The 18,555-nt window shown below is 61.0% G+C and carries 11 protein-coding genes, 4 pseudogenes and 1 riboswitch; of the genes and pseudogenes, 9 read left to right on the top strand and 6 right to left on the bottom strand.

The genetic code is table 11. The annotated features are described in order from the left end of the window. The 3 genes and pseudogenes from NKJ12_RS31060 to NKJ12_RS31050 all read right to left on the bottom strand — a co-directional run. Positions 1–676, bottom strand: a 676-nt coding sequence (locus NKJ12_RS31060; protein ID WP_352707444.1) for a phosphomethylpyrimidine synthase ThiC, incomplete at its 3' end; no start/stop codon positions are given. Between the two features lie 104 nt (positions 677–780). Beyond that, a riboswitch (TPP riboswitch) is annotated at positions 781–897 on the bottom strand. A gap of 330 nt (positions 898–1,227) precedes the next feature. Then, positions 1,228–1,964, bottom strand: a pseudogene (gene queE / locus NKJ12_RS31055) (7-carboxy-7-deazaguanine synthase QueE). Continuing rightward, positions 1,961–2,047: pseudogene (locus NKJ12_RS31050) on the bottom strand (6-carboxytetrahydropterin synthase QueD); the annotation flags it as partial. The pseudogenes NKJ12_RS31050 and queE, both read right to left, overlap by 4 nt. 162 nt (positions 2,048–2,209) lie before the next feature. Here NKJ12_RS31050 and NKJ12_RS31045 point away from each other — a divergent pair. After that, complete coding sequence (locus tag NKJ12_RS31045; RefSeq protein ID WP_352707446.1) at positions 2,210–4,165, top strand: putative bifunctional diguanylate cyclase/phosphodiesterase; 1,956 nt, start codon at positions 2,210–2,212, stop codon at positions 4,163–4,165. A 44-nt stretch (positions 4,166–4,209) separates the two neighbouring features. Further along, positions 4,210–4,711, top strand: a pseudogene (locus tag NKJ12_RS31040) (valine--tRNA ligase); the annotation flags it as partial. A 350-nt stretch (positions 4,712–5,061) separates the two neighbouring features. On the opposite strand, the gene NKJ12_RS31035 reads toward NKJ12_RS31040, so the two are convergent. After that, positions 5,062–6,717 (bottom strand): MFS transporter, encoded by a 1,656-nt coding sequence (locus tag NKJ12_RS31035; RefSeq protein WP_352707442.1) that lies wholly within the window; start codon positions 6,715–6,717, stop codon positions 5,062–5,064. A 354-nt stretch (positions 6,718–7,071) separates the two neighbouring features. Here NKJ12_RS31035 and NKJ12_RS31030 point away from each other — a divergent pair, with 354 nt between their 5' ends. The 5 genes from NKJ12_RS31030 to NKJ12_RS31010 all read left to right on the top strand — a co-directional run bounded on the left by NKJ12_RS31030 (position 7,072) and on the right by NKJ12_RS31010 (position 12,603). Next, positions 7,072–7,239 (top strand): hypothetical protein, encoded by a 168-nt coding sequence (locus tag NKJ12_RS31030; RefSeq protein ID WP_352707439.1) that lies wholly within the window; start codon positions 7,072–7,074, stop codon positions 7,237–7,239. Positions 7,240–7,590: 351 nt separating this feature from the next. Further along, a complete protein-coding gene (locus NKJ12_RS31025) occupies positions 7,591–8,787 on the top strand; it encodes a DUF932 domain-containing protein (RefSeq protein ID WP_352707437.1) in 1,197 nt (398 codons plus the stop codon). 279 nt (positions 8,788–9,066) lie between these two features. Beyond that, complete coding sequence (locus NKJ12_RS31020; protein ID WP_352707436.1) at positions 9,067–11,220, top strand: ParB/RepB/Spo0J family partition protein; 2,154 nt, start codon at positions 9,067–9,069, stop codon at positions 11,218–11,220. A 259-nt stretch (positions 11,221–11,479) separates the two neighbouring features. Beyond that, the gene (locus NKJ12_RS31015) at positions 11,480–11,872 is read left to right on the top strand and encodes a hypothetical protein (RefSeq protein ID WP_352707434.1); all 393 of its coding nucleotides are present in this window, start codon (positions 11,480–11,482) and stop codon (positions 11,870–11,872) included. Between the two features lie 95 nt (positions 11,873–11,967). Then, entirely contained in the window at positions 11,968–12,603 is a 636-nt protein-coding gene (locus tag NKJ12_RS31010; protein ID WP_352707432.1) for a DUF1419 domain-containing protein, read from the top strand. A 186-nt stretch (positions 12,604–12,789) separates the two neighbouring features. On the opposite strand, the gene NKJ12_RS31005 is transcribed toward NKJ12_RS31010, so the two are convergent. Next, positions 12,790–13,248: a hypothetical protein gene (locus tag NKJ12_RS31005; protein WP_352707430.1), complete on the bottom strand. Its 459-nt coding sequence runs from the start codon at positions 13,246–13,248 to the stop codon at positions 12,790–12,792. 228 nt (positions 13,249–13,476) lie between these two features. On the opposite strand from NKJ12_RS31005, the gene NKJ12_RS31000 reads away from it, so the two are divergent. Then, positions 13,477–14,160, top strand: a complete 684-nt coding sequence (locus NKJ12_RS31000; RefSeq protein ID WP_352707428.1) for a transposase — start codon at positions 13,477–13,479, stop codon at positions 14,158–14,160. A gap of 39 nt (positions 14,161–14,199) precedes the next feature. Here the strand turns inward: NKJ12_RS31000 and NKJ12_RS30995 are convergent, their stop codons facing one another. Next, entirely contained in the window at positions 14,200–15,393 is a 1,194-nt protein-coding gene (locus tag NKJ12_RS30995) for a DUF1173 domain-containing protein (RefSeq protein ID WP_352707426.1), read from the bottom strand. Between the two features lie 185 nt (positions 15,394–15,578). Between NKJ12_RS30995 and NKJ12_RS30990 the strand changes: the two are divergent. Continuing rightward, a pseudogene (locus NKJ12_RS30990) lies at positions 15,579–18,326 on the top strand (strawberry notch-like NTP hydrolase domain-containing protein); the annotation flags it as partial. Positions 18,327–18,555 lie beyond the last annotated feature (229 nt).

Genomic DNA, 18,555 nt, shown 5'->3' with positions numbered 1-18,555 from the left:
CCTCTTCGGCCATGGACGAGGTGACGGCGGAGTTACCGATATTGGCGTTGATCTTGACCAGGAAATTGCGACCGATGATCATCGGCTCGCTCTCGGGATGGTTGATGTTGGCGGGAATGATTGCGCGTCCGCGCGCCACCTCCTCTCGGACGAATTCCGGCGTCACGAAATCGGGCAGCGTCGCGCCGAAAGCCTCGCCGTCACGCTCAAGCTTGCCATGCAGGATCTCACGACCAAGGTTCTCGCGGATGGCGGCGAACTCCATTTCGGGCGTGATGATGCCGGCGCGCGCATAGGCAAGCTGTGTCACCGCCTTGCCGGCCCTGGCCCTGAGTGGCCGGTTGCGAATGGGAAATTCCGGCGTCAGGCGTTCGCCCGTAGCGAACCCGTTGTCCTCCGGCCGGACATGGCGCCCGTCACAGGCCTCGACATCACCGCGCGCCAAAATCCATTCGTGGCGAAGTCGGGCTAGGCCTTTTTCGATGCCGGTTTCGACAGTCGGGTCGGTATAGGGGCCGGACGGATCGTAAGCGGTCACCGGCGGCTCGCCTGCCGTCGGATGGACGGAGATTTCGCGCATCGGCACCCTGATCTGCGGGTGAATGCTGCCAGGCTTGTGGATCTTGCGTGAGGCAGGCAGCGGTCCCGTCGAGACGGCGGGGGTGAGGCCATTCATCTTGAGGCTCCTTTGCTTATGCATTGGAGACCCAGTTCTGTGCCGGAAGGATGAAAAGACGCTTCTGTAGACCTGCTCGAAACAGGACCTCGGGCGTGAACTCCCGCAAAGCGCTTGCACCGTCCCTACGCCAGTATGAACTGGATCAGGTTCAACGGGTCACTGCGCCGCGAAAGCCAGCAGTATCTCAGCCCCTTGCCGGGACTCCCCTGGTGAATGCCTCAGGTTGAACGGGCCGGCGTCGATTTGTCAAGCGCATTTGGGCCGTGCCGACGGCTGGCGGCCAATCAAATCGGGCGGAAGGGCAAGCCATGGGTCGCGGAGAAGTTACCGCGGGGCAGGTGTGGCAAAAGCCGCATTTTCCTCGTCAAACTTGATGTGACATTGACGTCGACGGAACTGCTAGTTCAATGATCTTAAGCCGGCAAATTACTTCGGAGATTTTCACGAAATTCTCGAAAATTACTATAGCAGGTGGCCCGAACGAAGTGCTCCGCAACCGGGAGAGGCCGCCTCGGCCAGGCGCATTCCAGCTACCAGCACTGCGCGGGCTAGACGCCCCTTTTGTTGCCCCAGAGCAGAACATGAAGCTGCGGCAGGACGCGCGCCTCAAACCATCTGTCACGGAGTCACCGTTTCCACCAACCATTCCATGCGTTTCATTATGCCGTCCATGTCAATGAGCGCTTCTTCGTCATAACGGCGCGGCGGTGTGTTGCCGGGCTGCAGATACACAGGCAGTTGCGGATAACGCGCGGCGGCATCCTTGGCATAGGCGTAGTCTCTTTTCGTCGAACACCACGAGCTTGAGCACGATTTGCGGCTTATCCCTCGCCGCCTCGACGCACGCCTCGAACGCAGCCCAATCGGTCGTCATTTCGCTCGATGGCGGCTTTGGGCTTAGAATCAGGGCATCAAGCTCGGCAAACCAGTCCCTGGCCACTGAACCTTGGGTTTCCGACGCAAAGCGGTAGCCGTTCCGATGTCCGTGGTTCGATCAACGCGCCGAGCGGCTGGATGGCCCGATTGCCGCCTGATAGCGACACCATTATTGGTCGGCCACCCGAAGCGCATTGACCTCTTGCCGGATCGCGTCTGTGGACATGGTCTTCCATTCATGGCGGAAGCGATTGTCCACGGCATGCAGGCTGTCGCACCAGGAACAGCGATAATCGCATCCGCCCGTTCGAACGAACACCGTCGGCAAGCCGACAAGCATGCCTTCACCATGGATGGTCGGGCCGAAGATCTCGCTCACTTGGATTCCGGGATCCAGCGTGCAGGTCATGGCCGGTATTCCGCCCAGGTTTTCGGTGTCTCGCTCACCCGCACAGCGGAGGTTTCGGGTAGCCTCACCTTGCACCAGTCGTAGAGGGGGGCGATTTCGCAAGGGAGCGTTGCGTTTTTCGTTATCTTCGAATTTGGGACCCCTTGGTTTCCCAATTTTGCGGTCAAAATTTACCTTTTCCGAATTGTTCGGTGCTAGGGGACCAACACGCAGCGACTACTCTAGGGCGGGGGAGTGACAGAGTGATGCAGCGTCTGTCTACCGCAAGGTTCGGTGACCTTCTGGCGGGAGATCTGCGGGCTTTTGGCGGACCCTCGACAATTGAACCGCTTGCCGGCCGAATACGAGCGGAGCAGGTCAGTATCGTGCTTCGCAACACGCCTCTTGGCATGGTTGCGAACATACTCAATGCGGCCACTTTTGTTATGGCGGTTTGGGGCTCGCCCGACCAAACGAAAGCCGTCCTCTGGGCGAGTGTCATCATCGTCGCCGCTGGGTTCGTAGGCCTAAGAGCGAGATCATCGTTTCAGTCAGTCAAACCAAGGTCAGTGTCTCGCCGGACAACGCAAAACCTGGTGCGGAACGCGTTCTTGTTCGGCACCTGGTGGGGAGCACTTCCCGTTCTGTTCTTCAGCGGGGCAACAAGCGCAGCCCAGGTCGTCATTACCTGCCTGAGCGCGGGGATGATCGCCGGCGGTGCCGCTTCTTTTTCCACGATTCCTATTGCGACCGTCGCGTATACGCTACCGATCTTCCTCGGTTCGGCGGTTGCGATTGTGGGGGCGGGAGACGCGGTCAATCTGCCCGTCGCAATCCTGATAGTGAGTTACGCCATCACGCTGTTTCGTGCAGTGCTTGCCCACGCAGTCGAATTCACCCAACGCTTCATTCTGCAAGCGGAAAGCGAAAATGCCATTCGCAGGGATGTTCTAACGAGTTTGCCGAACCGGTTCAGCTTCAATGAGCGGTTGGAGAACGCGTTGGTGGACGCAAAGCAGTTTGACCAGCACTTTGCGTTACTTTTGTTCGATCTTAACAATTTCGACGAGGTGAATGACCGCTTTGGCCGAGCAATAGCGGATGCCCTTTTGGTCGAAGTGGCTGCGAGACTTCGGAAATCGACGCGGGAGAGCGATAGCATCGCGAGATTGGAGGGGGATGAATTTGCAATAATCGCTACGCGCGATATCAGGCCAGATCAAATCAGGTCCTTAGCCAAACAGATTATAGATGGCATGCGCGCCCCTTTCTTGATCGAAGGACGCGAAATATATTGCAAGGCCTCTCTCGGTATCGCTCGGGCGCCCACGGACGGTTTGGATACCAACCAACTCCTGCGGTGCGTCGACACCGCGCTATACAGGGCTAAGACGCTGGCGGGGTCCATCCAGTTCTTCAGCCCAGGCGACGATGAAGCTGCTGCAAGGCGCCATGCCCTTGAACGCGATCTGGCTTCTGCGCTGGCCAAGGACCAGCTTTCGCTCGCATTTCAACCCTTTCTCGATCTCGCGAGCGATCGCATTCGAGGTTTTGAAGCCCTGCTGCGGTGGCAGCATCCGACCCTTGGCGCGATCCCTCCGTCGGAGTTCATAACCATCGCTGAAGAAACGGGTTTGATTCACTCCATCGGATACTGGGTCATCAAAACGGCTTGTTTGGCGGCTGCGCGCTGGCCGCGCGACTTGCGGGTCTCCGTCAATTTGTCGGTAGTGCAGCTTAAGAACAAGGCCTTGCTGGATGGAATTGAAGTGGCCTTGGCTGAAGCCGGGTTGGAGCCCCGAAGACTGGAGGTCGAGATCACAGAAACTGTGCTGATTTCGAATTTTCAAGAAACGATTTCATTATTACAATCGTTAGTTTCGCTATCCGTCACAGTTGCTCTTGACGATTTTGGCACCGGCTATTCGTCACTCACTTACCTTCGTAAACTGCCTCTTTCGCGGCTCAAGATCGACCGATCTTTTGTCCAAGATATGCTGACTGATGCCGACTGCGGCGCGATTGTAAGATCACTGGTTGAGTTGGCGCACAAGCTTCGAATCGAGGTAACAGCCGAAGGCGTAGAAACTCCCGAACAGCTCGACTTTCTGCGCCGCGTCAGATGCGATGAAGCTCAAGGCTATTTGATCGGGAAACCTGTCCGGATAGACGACATTCCTGGCATTGCTGAGAAGCCGTGTAGTCAGAAGCTAAGTCCTTGAATTGCAGGACTGGCACTTTGGCGGCGATGGTCGGGTTGGGCATGCATGCCGCCTGGCCCCCGCCGGATTCGAACACGCCGAAGCGGCCGCCGAGGATCAACTGGCTGGTCGACCTCGTCTCCGGCATCCGTTCCGTGCGCTCGGAGATGAACGTGCCGCCGGCGGCGATAGCGCCGCTTGTCGTGGTCGGCGCCAACGATTTGACACGCGAAAGGCTGGTTCGCCAGGACTCGGCGATGAAGCGGCTGGCGCGCGTCGGCGACATCTCGCTCGCCGATGCGGCACCCAAGGGTGTGCTCGACGAGGCGACCATCTGCCTGCTCTCGGGAGCCTGATCGACGTGTCTGCTGAAAAGGCGCGTCTCGAGAAGGCGATTGCAAACACCGAGCAGGAGACCGCTCGTATTTGCGGCAAGCTTTCGAACGAAAAGTTCGTTGCCAACGCGAAACCGGATGTGGTCGCCGCCGAAGTGAGCGTCTCGGCGAACTGGAGGGACAAAATGCCAGCCTCAAGGTCGCATTGGCCCGGATCTGCGAAGCGGCCTGAGGAAGACTTCAAACTCAGGGCCGGCACGCGGCGATAGTCGCGTGCTGTTGCAGTCGCAGGCTCCGCAAGCAGAAACAAGCACTTTTCCTTAGTTTGTCATGGACAGTTCGACACGGCAGCTTCAATCCTGGAGCAGTCGATATGTCCTCTGCAGTCATGTTTTATAGACAACTCGCGGCGGCTTGGCAGTCGATGCTCTTCAAGGCGGGGCCGATCGATCGCACTCGCAGCCCATTGTTCTTCTCCGCCACTGACCATCGAATCTAGGTGGATCGTCCGCCTCCGCCCCGCACCATTTGAGCGCGATAGGTAAGCGATCGCTGATGCCCCAGATATGTGCCGGGCGGGCTTCAATGACGGGGATGGCGAAAAACTGAGTGCTCGGGTTTCCGGGCCGAACTTGTCGGCCGCTCAATCGAAAGCGTAATTTGAGGCGCTTCCTCTCCCGCGTGTAACTGGAAGACACGCTCGTCCAGTTCCTTGTCTACTTCCGTGAGACGATGATTGAGGCGAAGGTAGTCGGTCCAGGTCGGCGTGCGGAACGTTTCTGTCCACTGCATAGGCTTCTGAAGGTTGCGCTGGAGCGTCCAGTTCCGAGCACCGACGCGGCTGTGTACATGACGCCGCTGCCGCATGAGGTCGAGGAAGGCCTCGACATTTCTCTCGGCTATCAGATATTCGATCTTGACCACGATCGGGCCGCTTCTCGGCTTCAAACTGAGAGCGACAGCTGGGGCGTCGAATTCCTCCAAAGGATCGGGCTCGGACTCGCGGCGCTCGCGAAGAGGAAACAGAACGCCGGCTGCGGCGACGAGCAACAGGGCTCCAGCGGAGCCCTCTAGCGCCCAGGTCAGCGAATGGTTCTGGGAAACCGTGCCCCACACCCAGCTGCCGAGCGCGATGCCACCATCTATCAAAGCATAGTAGATCGAGATCGTGCGCCCCACGACCCAGCGCGGGCTCGCCAGCTGCACGCTCACGCCAACCCCGGACCAGGCGGTGACCCAACCCGCGCCGCCCAAAGCAAGTGCAATTGCCGCCACCGCAATCGAAGAGGTCAGTGCCAGGGAAAGCGAGCACGCCGCGCAGGCGACGCAGGAGAGCCTCATCAGCCGCTCCTGCGACAAGCTCCGTCTGAATGTGCTGTTGGAGATGCCAGCGAAGACGGCGCCGGTCCCGAAGCCGGCCATGAGCGAGCCATAGGCGAGCGGTCCTCCTCCCAACTGATCGCGGACAACCAGCGGCAGCAGCGCGAGTATGGCGATGCTCGCCAGGCCAAAGAGGGTTCCGCGAGCGATCGCCGCCTTGATTTCCGATGACATCGCCGTGAAGCGCAGCCCATCATAGATCGCCGTCCTCATCGGCTCACGCGGCAGAGGCGAAGAACGAACCTTCCACTTGCAGCGCCATATGGTGGCCAGAGGGACCAGGTAGGTGAGCGTGGTCACGGCGAAAGCCGTCATAAGCCCAAACGAGGCAACCACGATGCCGCCGAGTGCCGGGCCCACAGTCCTTACAGTGTTGAAACCGACGGAGAGCAAGGTGACGGCCGCGGGAACATCGCGTCGGTCCACGATATCGCCGACAGACGCTTGCCAGGCTGGATCGTTGAGAGCGCCACCAGATGCGATCAAAAAGCTGAAGCCGAGGATCATCCACGGATTGACAAAGCCCAGCGCCACGGACGCGGTCAGCATCGCGGAGGCAATCACCATAAGGCAGCGACCGGCGAACATGACCCGGCGCCGGCTGAAATTGTCGGCGAGAACTCCGGCGAACACGGATAAAATGAAAGCGGGGAGGTTCGATGAAGCCTGCACCAACGCAACCATCAGATCGGAAGTCGAGATCGTTGCCATCAGCCAGCTGATGGCAACAGTCTGCATCAACCAGCCGAGAGAAGAGACCTGGGTGGCGAGCCAGATCGAACGAAAGGTCGGCTGCATGAGGGGCGCAAACGTTGTCGGCGCAGCCAAATCTTCAACTGACCCAGCCACCCTACTCATTTTTTGCGAGCCTTTGCTTTCCGTTATTGGCCGTCTCGCATGTAATCTCGACTGAACCGTGGCGGCTGGCAACATTGAGAGAAACTGTTTTTGCTTCCGACGAATGCGGCCACAGTTCCTTCTGACCAGTGTTTTGCGACCGAGACGCATGCCCGAGCCGGCTCACCTCACCTTCGAAGACATCACCTGGGTGGAACCCGGATTCTTGCTTGTCGTTTGACGCACCATGCTTCGTCAACGGGCACTTTGCTGAGCGATGCCTTTTCCCGAGACGCGACCATGTTCTTTCGTTGAAAACTCACTCACCAGCGGCGTTCGATGCGCTGAGTGTGGCTTTGGGGAGAGTGAGGACGCTTGCAGATCTTTGACAGGATCGATTCGCTGATTGACGCAGAAGATTGCCGGGCCGCGATCGAAGAGGCGCGCGCCTTGCTACTTCAATTCGAACAAAGGTCTGATGCGCTCACACATGCGATCGACGACTTTCTGCTCGATCTCATGACATTGGCTTTCATGACGTAAGGTCAATTTATAGATTTCTGGCTAGGGCCAGAACAGAAATGACAATTGCCCAATCTCAAGACAAGTTGCCTGTCCAATTTCAGCAGACCGCTATCTGAATCAGCATGGGCCCCCGTCTTATTGCGCAAAAAAGCACAGCGGAATTCTGTCGCGCCCGTATGGAGCGGCGCTAGGTCCCAGGGTCGGGCTTTCCTGAAACCCCAGCCTGGGTGCCAGCCTTGAGGCGGCCGCTGCCGCAATGGCGACGCTGAGTGGTGCGCGGGTGCCGGTAGAGGAAGGGGGCGGGCGTGTTGCGGTGGCGGGTAAAGGTCCGGGAGAGAGGCTCCCGGCGCCCGCCAAGGAGCAACACCCATGACCCAGATGGAAATTCTTGCGCCCAAGCGCAACGAGCGTGCCGGTTACAAGGTCGACGTCAGCCGCGGCCAGCGTATTGGCCGCGTGTCGTCAGAATGGTTCAACCGGCCGGCGGACGAGCGATACCTGTCGCTCAACGACCTTGGAAATGCCGTGAAGAGCCGGTCGGAGCGCAGCAAGACCCGCATCGTCGAAAGTGAGCTGATCCGCGTCGAGGCCAGCCGCGACGATCCGGAGCGCCTAAGGCTAATGCTGCCCGATGCGCCTGCCCCTGTTGCCCCCACGCATTGGAGTTTTGGCCAACTCGCCAGCCTGGTCGGCGCACCGGCCACCTATCTGCGGCAGCTTCCAGCCCCGCTCGCCGCGATTAATCTCCAGCACGGTCTCCTCAACCACCGCGCCGAGCAGGTGAAGACGCTGGAAATCGAGAACGGACGCCTTGAGCTGCGAGCCGTAACCGGTCCGGACTATGGCAGAATATTTGACTCAGAGCTGGTGGACGCCGTGCAAAAGATTGCCGGCAACGGTACCGGCGACACGCGCTGGAAGGTGCCGGGAGTCCTCGACTGGTCGACAGGTATCTACAATCCGCACGTCGACATCTCCCGCGACACCACGACGCTCTACGCGTCAGATCGCGATGTCTTTGTGTTCCTCGTCGACGATCTGAACCCGATCGAGGCCGGGCGGCTGCCAAATGGGGAACCGGATCTCTATTTCCGCGGCTTCTACTGCTGGAATTCCGAAGTCGGCGCCCGCACCCTCGGGATCGCCAGCTTCTATCTGCGCGCAGTGTGTCAGAATCGAAATCTGTGGGGCGTCGAAGATTTCGAGGAAATCACCATCCGCCATTCAAAATACGCGGCCTCCCGTTTCGCCCTGGAAGCCGAGCCGGCGCTGATCCAGTTTGCCGATTCCTCGCCCATGCCGTTCGTCAACGGCATCAAGACGGCGCGGCAACGGATCGTTGCCAGAGACGACGAAGATCGCCAGGGCTTCCTGCGCAAGCGGGGCTTCTCCAAGTCCGAGACCACCAAGATTATCGATACGGTGCTGCTTGAGGAAGGCCGGCCGCCAGAATCGATTTTCGATTTCGTGCAGGGCATCACGCGGGTCGCACGCGACAAATCGCATCAGGATGTTCGTCTGGAGATGGAGGGTAGGGCTAAGAAGCTTCTCGATTTCGCCGCCTGATCCGGCACAGGCCGGCAGCGAATTCTCGCCGCCGGCCTCGCCTCCGGGCCGTCTCCATTAATCCCAGCGCGGTCCTCCGAAGCAAGAGGACCGCGCCTTTTTCGTGGGAGAAGCCGGCGACGCCAACATGGACCCTTGGGGCGGCTCCGGTCGCATCGAGATCCGCGAGCGGGGCCAGGTCGGCGTGAGGCCTGGAGGCAGAGGGGGGAGGGGAGGGTTGCTGACGGGCTTGGAGGTTCGGGGAGAGGCCCCGGGCCGCCCGTCACGGAGAACCTGGCCATGGCAAAGAACGCCATTCAGAAGATCGCGATGAACGCCGCGGAGAATATTCCCTATGACAAGCTGATGCTGTCGCAGAAAAACGTCCGGCGCATCAAGGACGGCGTGTCGATTGAGCAGCTGGCCGAAGACATCGGACGGCGAAAGCTGATCCAGAGCCTGAACGTCCGTCCCGTGCTCGACGGCGAGGGCGAGGAGACCGGCACGTACGAGGTGCCCGCCGGCGGCCGGCGTTATCTCGCGCTCGGCATCCTCATCAAGCAAAAGCGCCTGGCCAAGAATGAGCCAATCCCCTGCATCGTCAATCGTGGGCAGGAAACCTCGGCCGAGGAGGATTCGCTTGCCGAAAACCTGCGGCGCGCCGACTTGCACCCGCTCGACCAGTTTCGGGCCTTCAAGACGCTCAGCGATCAGGGCCTCGATCCCGACGAGATCGGCGCCCGCTTCTTCGTATCGCCGGCGACAGTGAGACAGCGCCTGCGGCTGGCCTCGGTGTCACAGAAGCTTCTCAATCTCTATGAGAAGGATGAAATCCGGCTCGAACAGATCATGGCGTTCTCGATCTCGGATGATCATGCGCGTCAGGAGCAGGTCTGGGAGCGGATTGCCAGCTCGCACACGCAGGAACCCTACTACATCAGGCGCCTGCTGACGGAGACGACGGTGCGGGCCGATGATCGCCGCGCCGTCTATGTCGGCGCCGAAGCCTATGAAGCAGCTGGCGGCGTCATCCTTCGCGACCTGTTCGAGCAGGATTCTGGCGGTTGGTTCCAAGATGCGGCGCTCCTCGAGCAGCTTGTCTTCGACAGGCTGAAGGTGGATGCCGAGGCGATCCGCGCCGAAGGCTGGAAATGGGTCGAGGCGGCGATCAGCTTTCCCTATGGCCACACCTCCGGCATGCGGCGCATCTACGCCGAGGCGCAGGAGCTCAGCGCTGAGGAGATCGAACGCTACGACGCGCTGAAGGCCGAATACGACAAGCTGGATGCGGACTATGCCAAGGCCGAGGATGCGGATGAAGCAATCGAGGCGAAGCTCGACCAGTTGGGTTCCGAGCTCGATGCGATCGATGATCGTCCTCAAAGCTACGATCCCGCCCAGAAGGCCATTGCCGGTGTGTTCGTTACGCTTGCCGCGGACGGCAAGCTCCAGGTCGACGCCGGTTTCGTGCGGTCCGAGGACGAGCCGCGGACCGAAACCGGCGATGTCGATGAGGGCGAGGAAGGGGGCTCCGACGGCGAAACCCGATCCAATGGCGACGACGATGGCGATGGTGTTGTCGTCAACGGCAAACCGGTGCACGACGGTTCGGGCGACGACGACGGCGAGGACGATGGCATCAAGCCACTGCCCGATCGGCTCGTCTTCGACCTGACCGCGCAGCGGACGCTGGCGCTACGCAACGCGCTCGCTGGTGACGTCGACATCGCCTTCGTCGCCGCACTCCATGCCTTCGTCCTGCAGGTCTTCTATCGCTTCGCGCCGAACACGTGCCTGGAGATCAGCCTGAAGAGCGGCAGCTTCGGCCAGGTCGACGGTCTTGCCGAGACATCCTGGGCCAAGGAGATCGCCGAGCGGCACGAAGCCTGGGACCGCGATTTGCCCGATGAGGCGGATGGCCTTTGGGACTTCCTTCTCGGCCTCGATGAAGCAAGCCGCAAGGCGCTGTTCGCGCACTGCGTCTCGCTGACCCTCAATGCGGTGGTCGAACCCTGGAACAGGCGAGCGAAGGCGCTCGAGCATGCAGACGTGCTTGGCCGCTCGCTGCAGTTCGACATGGTCGACGCCGGCTGGACGCCTACCGTCGAGTTCCTCGGGCGGCTCACCAAGGCGCGGATCCTGCAGGCTGTCCGTGAAGCTCGTGGCGCAGACTCCGCGCAGCTGATCGACCACATGAAGAAGGACATCATGGCCCGTGAAGCCGCCCGTCTTCTCGAAGGATCAAGCTGGCTGCCGGAGCCGCTGCGCGTTGATGTCGATGAAGTGTCTGGCGATGCAGGCGACGCGGCCGCCAGCGAGATGTCGGAGGACGCGGCTATCGACGGCGATGCCGCGGAGCTGCCGGCCTTCCTCACCGACGATGCGGATCCGTCCTCCGATGAGCCGGTGACCATCGACGGCGACGAGCCCGACCACCTCCAGGCCGCCGAATAACCGGCCTCACGCTCGCACCGGGCCCGGCACTCCCGCCGGGCCCAATCCAGTTCCAACTCACTCTCAAGCCCGGGATCGCCATCGCGACCCCGGGCGCCATCGGATCGACCATCCCGCCCACGAGTACACCTGCCGTCAGATAACGGCGGATGAGCCGGAGCAGAGATCGGTCCTGCACCCGTTTGGCCACCAGACCCATCAGGATGTCGTGGTTCACCCGATCGAAGAATTTCTCCAAATTCGTTTCATGGAGATCGACATGTTCGACTGGAACAGAAGCTGCTCCTACGACGAGCAGCAGAAGAGACGTTTCCACACGATAGCCCGTTCACGGCTGAAGAAACTCGCCGCCGAACTTGCCCTGCCGCAGGGAAGCTTTGACCTGCGCTCGAACAAGGCGGGCATAGCCGTTTCCGGTGAAATTACCCTGCACCATGACCGCGCCTACATCCAGGTCGGCCAGTTCGGTTTGTCCTCAGGTCACGGCATCCTGATCCGCACCTGCAAGGGCCGCAAGGACTATACTGGCGGGGCCAACCACTTCGTTGCGCTCGGCATGCTGGACGACATCCCGGCGCTCGCCGCCGCCGTCCGTGCCATCACCGGGGTTGGTCGAAACGCTTCGCGTTCCTCCGAACGACGCGCCGCCTGAACCCCTGCAAACCCCATCATCGCCGATGCACGCGCCGGCCGCGGGCTCGGCCCGTCGCCAACCACAACACACCAAGCAGTTGCCATGGCGCGGTGATGCCGCGCGTGGCCGACCTGGCTTCAGGAGACACCATGACCGCACATCCACCCTTCAGGAAGGTGCTCGACGGCGTTGCCACCCGCGAGCAGATGTTTCAACTGTTCAGCCGACACAAGGACACTCCCGGCATCGATCCGCTTTCCGGCACTCCCTATTCAGCCGAGTGGTTCGAGATCAACGCGTCAGAATATCACTTCATGCTCGATTTGCCGCCGCCGCTCTTCATGCGCACCGGCATGTTCGGCATGTCTGAGTATAAGGCCGGCAACGTCACCAGCGTATTCTTCGCGATCCGGATCCGGGGCCGCGAGCGCTGGTTTCATGGCTTCTGCGATCTCACGGATCGGCAGTCGCCAGACAAGATGCGCGCCGCCATCATGGCCCACGAGACCGGCGCGAGCGACAGCATGACCCGCTCGGAAAAGCTCGAGGCGATCTGGAACATAACCCCTGTCGAACTCAGGGGGACCGCCCGCAACGCAGACCCCGAGACCGGGTGGGCCGAACATCGCGGCAAACGCACGATTCTCGTCAACGCCGGAAGGCATGATGCTGCCTTCAAGCTGCTCGATGATCTGTCGGATCTCGAGATCGACGAGTTCCTGTCCAAAGTGCGGGTGCGTCGGAGCTAACGAAGAAAGACGACGATGGGCATATAAGAATCGCGCTTCGGCGGCGAAGCGTCTCCATCACGGTGACTTACTTTGGCTCAATGGATGCACCGGCGTACAGCCCATCCTCAAGCTGTTGAGACATGCCAGACCGTATGGCCAACTGCCCCGAGGATACAAGCATCCGGCCCTCAGCAAAACTTGGGGTCAGTGCCTGCCACGCGGGAGGTATCCGGCATTGCGTAAAGCGCCGATGAACAGGCTGGCCGGGCCGGCGATACTCGTCCTGGCCTGCGTTGCGAGCGGCAGCGTGTTCCAGTCCTCCAATGGAACGATGAAGGAGGAGAAAGTGCCATTGACCATGCAATGGCTAGTCAATAAGCCTTGCTTATCCAGTACCAGAACGCCTGTCTGATTGCTTGGATACCGGATGGCGGCGACGCGCTGAAATTCCATGTCGCCATCAATGCGCAAATTGAAAAGCAGTACGCCGTGTGTTCTGTGGGCGATTTCTTCGACTTTTTCCGCGAAAGGAACAGAAAGCGCACGAACGCTGTCGACCGCCATCCCGAAAACAAGCGGGTCCAGCTCATCCGCCGCCATGAGAAGATTAGTTCCCAAGAAAACAAGGATTGCAATCGCTCCAGCCGGACTGTGCACAGTCATCGCACACCGCCGTCTAGACGCCTGAGCATCGCGTGTATCAGGCAGCTCTCTCTCGTTAGGCATGTTTGCTCCCGTCGATTGAGCCGGCTGCCCAAGCCCCATGACACACCGCTTGCTCGTTGCGGGGCATATCCGATAAAGCACGACGAGAGCGATAAGATACGTCGGGTACTCGCTAACACGAACTGCGACTTGGCTTGCAAGTCATGCTCACTCAAGGAACAGACTATGAAGCGCCAGATCCGGCCATTCATCGTGGAAGTCAAACAGAAGCGCGGCAAGCAAAAGCCAAGCCATTCGATCTGGGGTGGTCTTGACCTGTCCAAAATTGCTACGGAGATGACACAGCCGGGCTATGCAGCTCCGCTTCCAAATTCCCAGGTCCTTGACTTCAATATAAGACCCCTTGATGCTGAAGAAGGGGATAAACCACAAGCGGAGTATATGGTGGCCGATTTACAGGACGCTCGGACTGTTCAGACGACATTAGCGCCAGCTAAAGTGGAAGTGCCTGAATCCAAGAAGAAAGTTCCGCGAGCAAAGAAAGCGAAGGCAGAGCTCGTCAAGCCGGTTCGCAAGAACGGAGCGAAACCTGCGCCCCAGGCGGCGGAAGCTCCCGTGGCAGCGAAGACCGCCCGCAAGACATATTCCGAGAATGAACGCGCCCAGAAGCTTGCCCAGATCGAGAAATCGATCGCTGGCGGCGCGACCAGCAAGATTGCGGTCGGCCAGGCCGGCATATCCGAGCAGACCTACTATTATTGGAAGAGGGCTGCCGCACCTTCCTCTAACAGCGGCGATCTTCGCGATCTTGTCGCACTCGAAGAAGAAAACAAGCGCCTTAAGAACCTGCTTGCCGACCGTCTGCGCAAGGAAAATGCCGAGCTCAAGAAGAAGCTGGGCCTGGCCTAAGGCATCGTGAGCATCGCTGGAAACTTCGCCCAACGACGCTCAAAGCGGTAGCGGCGGCATATCGCCCTCGCCGACCCGCCACACCCAGGCGCCGATTTCCGGACGCGCGGCGATCATTTCATCGAGCGACGCTTCGTAGTTCTCGTCCGCTCCAGACGGAACGACAAACAGCGCGATCGGTTCTTGCCTGTTCTGGAGCAAAGCATTGGCGATCGGCTGGTCGGGTTGCAGATCAAAGCGCAATCCCTTCACGCTCTTCTCGCGAAGGCGGGCGAGCCCATCGACGAGCCTTTTCTCCGGGACCGTCTCGTAGGGAATCCAGTTCTCGGACACCACCATCAACGCGACCTCCTCGACAATGGCGAGGCCGGCCGGGTTCAGTCCGAAGGTCGCGATCGTCATGAGGTGTGAGCTGGAATCCGCTGCCCACAGGGACAATTCTTTCTCAAAACGTGCCTGCAAACGGCGATGCAGTGCATCGTCGATGATGAAGGGGAATCCGGGCAAATGCCTGATGACGAGTTTCTGACCGGAGCGGGCGGGCACGATCTCCTTTACTTCGCCGACCAGTACGAGCAACTTTCGTGGACCGGATTTCGGCGGAAGCGCCGTGCCCAGAACCGCGTTTCGACGCTGCTCGATGGCTTCCTTGTTCTCGGCCCGAAACGGCTCAGGCACGAACAGGATATCGGCGAGCGGTCCGCCCCTCACTGTCATTTGCCCGGCAGCCTCGACCAGATGCCAGCGGACATTCCACCAATGTCGCTTGCCGGCCCACCTCGATGTCCAGACCGTCAATTCGGCCTCGTGCCAGAGATAATGAAGCAGGCCACGCAGCGACATCCTCCTCGGATCGGCGGTTACGCTGGCGGAACTTTGCCCCGCAGGCACCGATGCCGCCCGGCTCCCTGTCTTCGACAGGCTGAAGTCCAACTTGAGGGCCGCCAAGCCGTTTCGCGGATCGAGCTGGATCGCGCTGCCCATCAAGGCGCCCAGCCCGGAGAGTTCGAAAGGCGAATCGTAGGAATCGCAGGTTGGATCATGCCCGCCGCCGCTCAGCGGCATGCGCTTGATCAGGTGAAGGTCGCCGATGCGGGCGATGTACATCGGGCAGCCCGGCTCGCGGCACAGGCATAGCGGACGCTCGGTGCGGGCATAGGCGTTCGCCAGCGCCGCCTGCAGGTCAGGCGCTGCCTCCTCGTAGACCGCACTGCCAATTCTGAACCGTCGCATCACCTCCACAGCTCCAGGTCGCCGCCGCATCCCTGTGCGCGCATTCAAGTCATGGCTTTGCACAGAGCGCAACCCCTTTGGTGCATCGGCGCCAGAGGCAGAGGGGAGCCGGGAGGAGTGTGGCCCGGCTGACGCGGAGAGAGTGTCGGCGCGGGCGCCACTCCCCTCTCGCGAAGGACATTTCCATGAATATTGTTTCGACCACCTCGACCGTCGCACGTACGGCCGGTTCCCTCGCCGCGCTGACGCCGGCCTCCATCGACACCGCCCAGGCGATCCATCAGGCGGGAATGCAGCTTTTGCCTTTCCTCGAACAGGGCAAGCCTGTCACCGCCGCCGCACTGCGCACCGCCATGACGACAGGTTTTGGCGGCAGCGATGCTCAAGGGTTGTGGGTCTGGAAGGACGCCTATGAGGCGCTCGAAGTCGCCCAGGCGCTGTTTCTGCGCCGGTTCGGCCCTGCGATCCTGTCGCGGTCCACCACGCCGCAGGCAACGCTGGCGATGATGAAGCGCATCGCCGACCTTCTTCCCACCCATACGCGACGGTCCGACGAGAGCCAGGCCCTGCAGCAGCTCTCAACGCCCTTGCCGCTGGCCTTCGTGACTGCGCACGCCGCGGCGATCGCGTCTTGCGACCTCGTTCTCGAACCCTCGGCCGGCACCGGTCTGCTCGCCGTCCATGCCGAGATGGCGCGCGCCTCGATCGCCCTCAATGAGCTTGCCGCGACGCGGGCCGATCTCCTCGGCCTGCTGTTCCCAAGGGTCCCCGTCTCGCGGCACGACGCCGCCCATATCGACGATCATCTCGACGCGGCCATCGAGCCGTCTGTCGTGCTGATAAATCCACCCTTCAGCGTCGGCGCCTATGTCGACAGCCATGTAGCCGATGCGGCATGGCGGCATCTCTCCTCCGCATTCGCACGCCTGCGCGCTGGCGGGCGCCTGGTCGCCATCACCGGCACCGGGCTGTCTCCCGAAAACCCCAAATGGCGGCCGGCCTTCGAACGCCTGCAGCAACAGGGCACCGTCATCTTCACCGCGGCAATCGACGGCCGTGTCTACGCCCGCCATGGGACGAGGGCCGAGACCCGCTTGACCATCATCGACAAAGTTCCTGCTACCGACCCGACCGGCTTCGTCCGGTCGCCGGGCAAGGCCATGGATGTCGAAACGCTGCTCTCCTGGATCACGGATCTGCCGCCCCGGACACCGGGCGGCCTTCCGGACTCGATCGGTGCATTGTCCAGCGGCGTCCTGGCAAATGCCGCCATTCACATGGGCGGCCGATCGGGAGCGAGAGCCGCGCCCCTCGGTGTCTCAACGGCTGCTCCGAAGGCCATCCAACCGGTCCGCCCGATTGCGCGGGCGAAACCCGGCCGCCAGGTCAAGGCAAACAGCACGCCGGCGGTCCCGCTCGCCTATGAGCTACGCGACTGGATGCCGGAAGAGGGCGGCCGGCTCACCGACACGATCTACGAACCCTACGGGCTCCAGTCGATCGACATTCCCCGCGCAAAGCCGCATCCGACGCCGCTCGTGCAGTCGGCGGCCATGGCCGCCGTCGCGCCACCAAAACCTTCCTATCGGCCGCTTCTTCCTGATGCGATCATCGAAGAGGGCCTGCTGTCGGACGCCCAGCTCGAAAGCGTGATTTATGCCCGGGAGGCGCATTGCGGCCATCTCGCCGGCACCTGGACGGTTGACGAGACCTGCGATGTCGTCTCGGCCGCGCCAGAAGGGGCTGCGAACGCGGTCCGCTTCCGCCGTGGATGGTTTTTGGGCGATGGAACCGGCTGCGGCAAGGGACGGCAAGTCGCCGGCATCATCCTCGACAACTGGCTGCAGGGGCGACGCCGCGCGATCTGGATTTCCAAGTCGGACAAGTTACTGGAAGATGCCCAGCGCGATTGGGCAGCACTTGGCCAGGAAAAACTCCTCGTCCAGCCGCTGTCGCGCTATCGGCAGGGCACGCCGATCCGCCTTACCGAAGGCATCCTGTTCACGACTTACGCGACGCTGCGCTCGCAGGAACGGGAAGGCAAGAAATCCCGGATCGCCCAAATCCTCGACTGGGTTGGCCAAGAGGCGGGGAGGGCCGAAGGCCCGACAGGGAACGGAGAAAAGTCGGCGGGAAGGGCCGAAAGCCAGACAGGGATTGAAGAAAACCCGTTGGGGGCGAAACAATCGTTCGATGGCGTCATCGTCTTCGACGAGGCCCACGCCATGGCCAACGCCGCTGGCGGCAAAAGCGAGCGTGGCGACGTCGCTCCGTCGCAGCAAGGCAGGGCGGGACTGCGGCTGCAGCACGCCCTTCCCGACGCCCGCGTCGTCTACGTCTCCGCGACCGGTGCGACCGCGGTCGAGAACCTCGCCTATGCGCAGCGTCTCGGCATCTGGGGCAGCGAGGATTTTCCCTTCGCCAACCGCGCCGAATTCGTCGCCGCGATCGAGGATGGCGGTGTCGCGGCGATGGAAGTGCTCGCCCGCGATCTCAAATCGCTCGGCCTCTATGCGGCGCGTTCGCTCTCTTATGACGGGGTCGAATACGACCTGCTCGAGCATGAGCTAAGCGACGAACAGATCCCCATCTACAACGCCTATGCCGACGCGTTCCAGGTCATTCACAACAACCTCACCGCCGCGCTCGAGGCGACCAACATCACCAGTGAGTCCGGCACGCTGAACCGCAACGCCAAGGCAGGGGCGCGCTCGGCCTTCGAGAGCACCAAGCAGCGTTTCTTCAGCCATCTCATCACCTCCATGATGACGCCGACCCTGATCGGCGCGATCGAACAGGACCGGGTCGAAGGTCATTCGGCGGTCGTACAGATCGTCTCGACCGGCGAGGCGCTGATGGAACGACGCCTTGCGGAAATCCCGACCGAGGAATGGTCTGACCTCCACGTCGATGTCACGCCGCGGGAGTATGTCTTATCCCGAGTTCGGGATAAGACGTAATATGCCGCGTCCGCGTTATGCAGAGCACGGCGGGTCAAGTCTTTGATCTGCTTTTTCATTTCCTCATCTCCACTTGGCATAATCATGATGCCTCTGCTCTCAACAGCAGAAGGACACCCTTGTATGGGGATTTCGTTGTCAAGGGGCCTTCACTGATTTCGCGGTAAAGCGGTCAGGATAGCCATAACAGAACGGTTGGTCA

Origin of the sequence: Mesorhizobium sp. M0195, from assembly GCF_040322115.1 — a bacterium.
In the GTDB taxonomy this organism is placed as follows: domain Bacteria; phylum Pseudomonadota; class Alphaproteobacteria; order Rhizobiales; family Rhizobiaceae; genus Mesorhizobium.
This window is presented reverse-complemented; position numbering and strand designations above follow the sequence as displayed.

What these genes read in the sequence shown, in the direction of transcription:
- NKJ12_RS31045 (WP_352707446.1), top strand. Translation starts at nt 2,210, where the DNA reads ATGCAGCGTCTGTCTACCGCAAGGTTCGGTGACCTTCTGGCGGGAGAT.
- NKJ12_RS31035 (WP_352707442.1), bottom strand. Translation starts at nt 6,717, where the DNA reads ATGAGTAGGGTGGCTGGGTCAGTTGAAGATTTGGCTGCGCCGACAACG.
- NKJ12_RS31025 (WP_352707437.1), top strand. Translation starts at nt 7,591, where the DNA reads ATGACCCAGATGGAAATTCTTGCGCCCAAGCGCAACGAGCGTGCCGGT.
- NKJ12_RS31020 (WP_352707436.1), top strand. Translation starts at nt 9,067, where the DNA reads ATGGCAAAGAACGCCATTCAGAAGATCGCGATGAACGCCGCGGAGAAT.
- NKJ12_RS31015 (WP_352707434.1), top strand. Translation starts at nt 11,480, where the DNA reads ATGTTCGACTGGAACAGAAGCTGCTCCTACGACGAGCAGCAGAAGAGA.
- NKJ12_RS31010 (WP_352707432.1), top strand. Translation starts at nt 11,968, where the DNA reads ATGCCGCGCGTGGCCGACCTGGCTTCAGGAGACACCATGACCGCACAT.
- NKJ12_RS31005 (WP_352707430.1), bottom strand. Translation starts at nt 13,248, where the DNA reads ATGACTGTGCACAGTCCGGCTGGAGCGATTGCAATCCTTGTTTTCTTG.
- NKJ12_RS31000 (WP_352707428.1), top strand. Translation starts at nt 13,477, where the DNA reads ATGAAGCGCCAGATCCGGCCATTCATCGTGGAAGTCAAACAGAAGCGC.
- NKJ12_RS30995 (WP_352707426.1), bottom strand. Translation starts at nt 15,393, where the DNA reads ATGCGACGGTTCAGAATTGGCAGTGCGGTCTACGAGGAGGCAGCGCCT.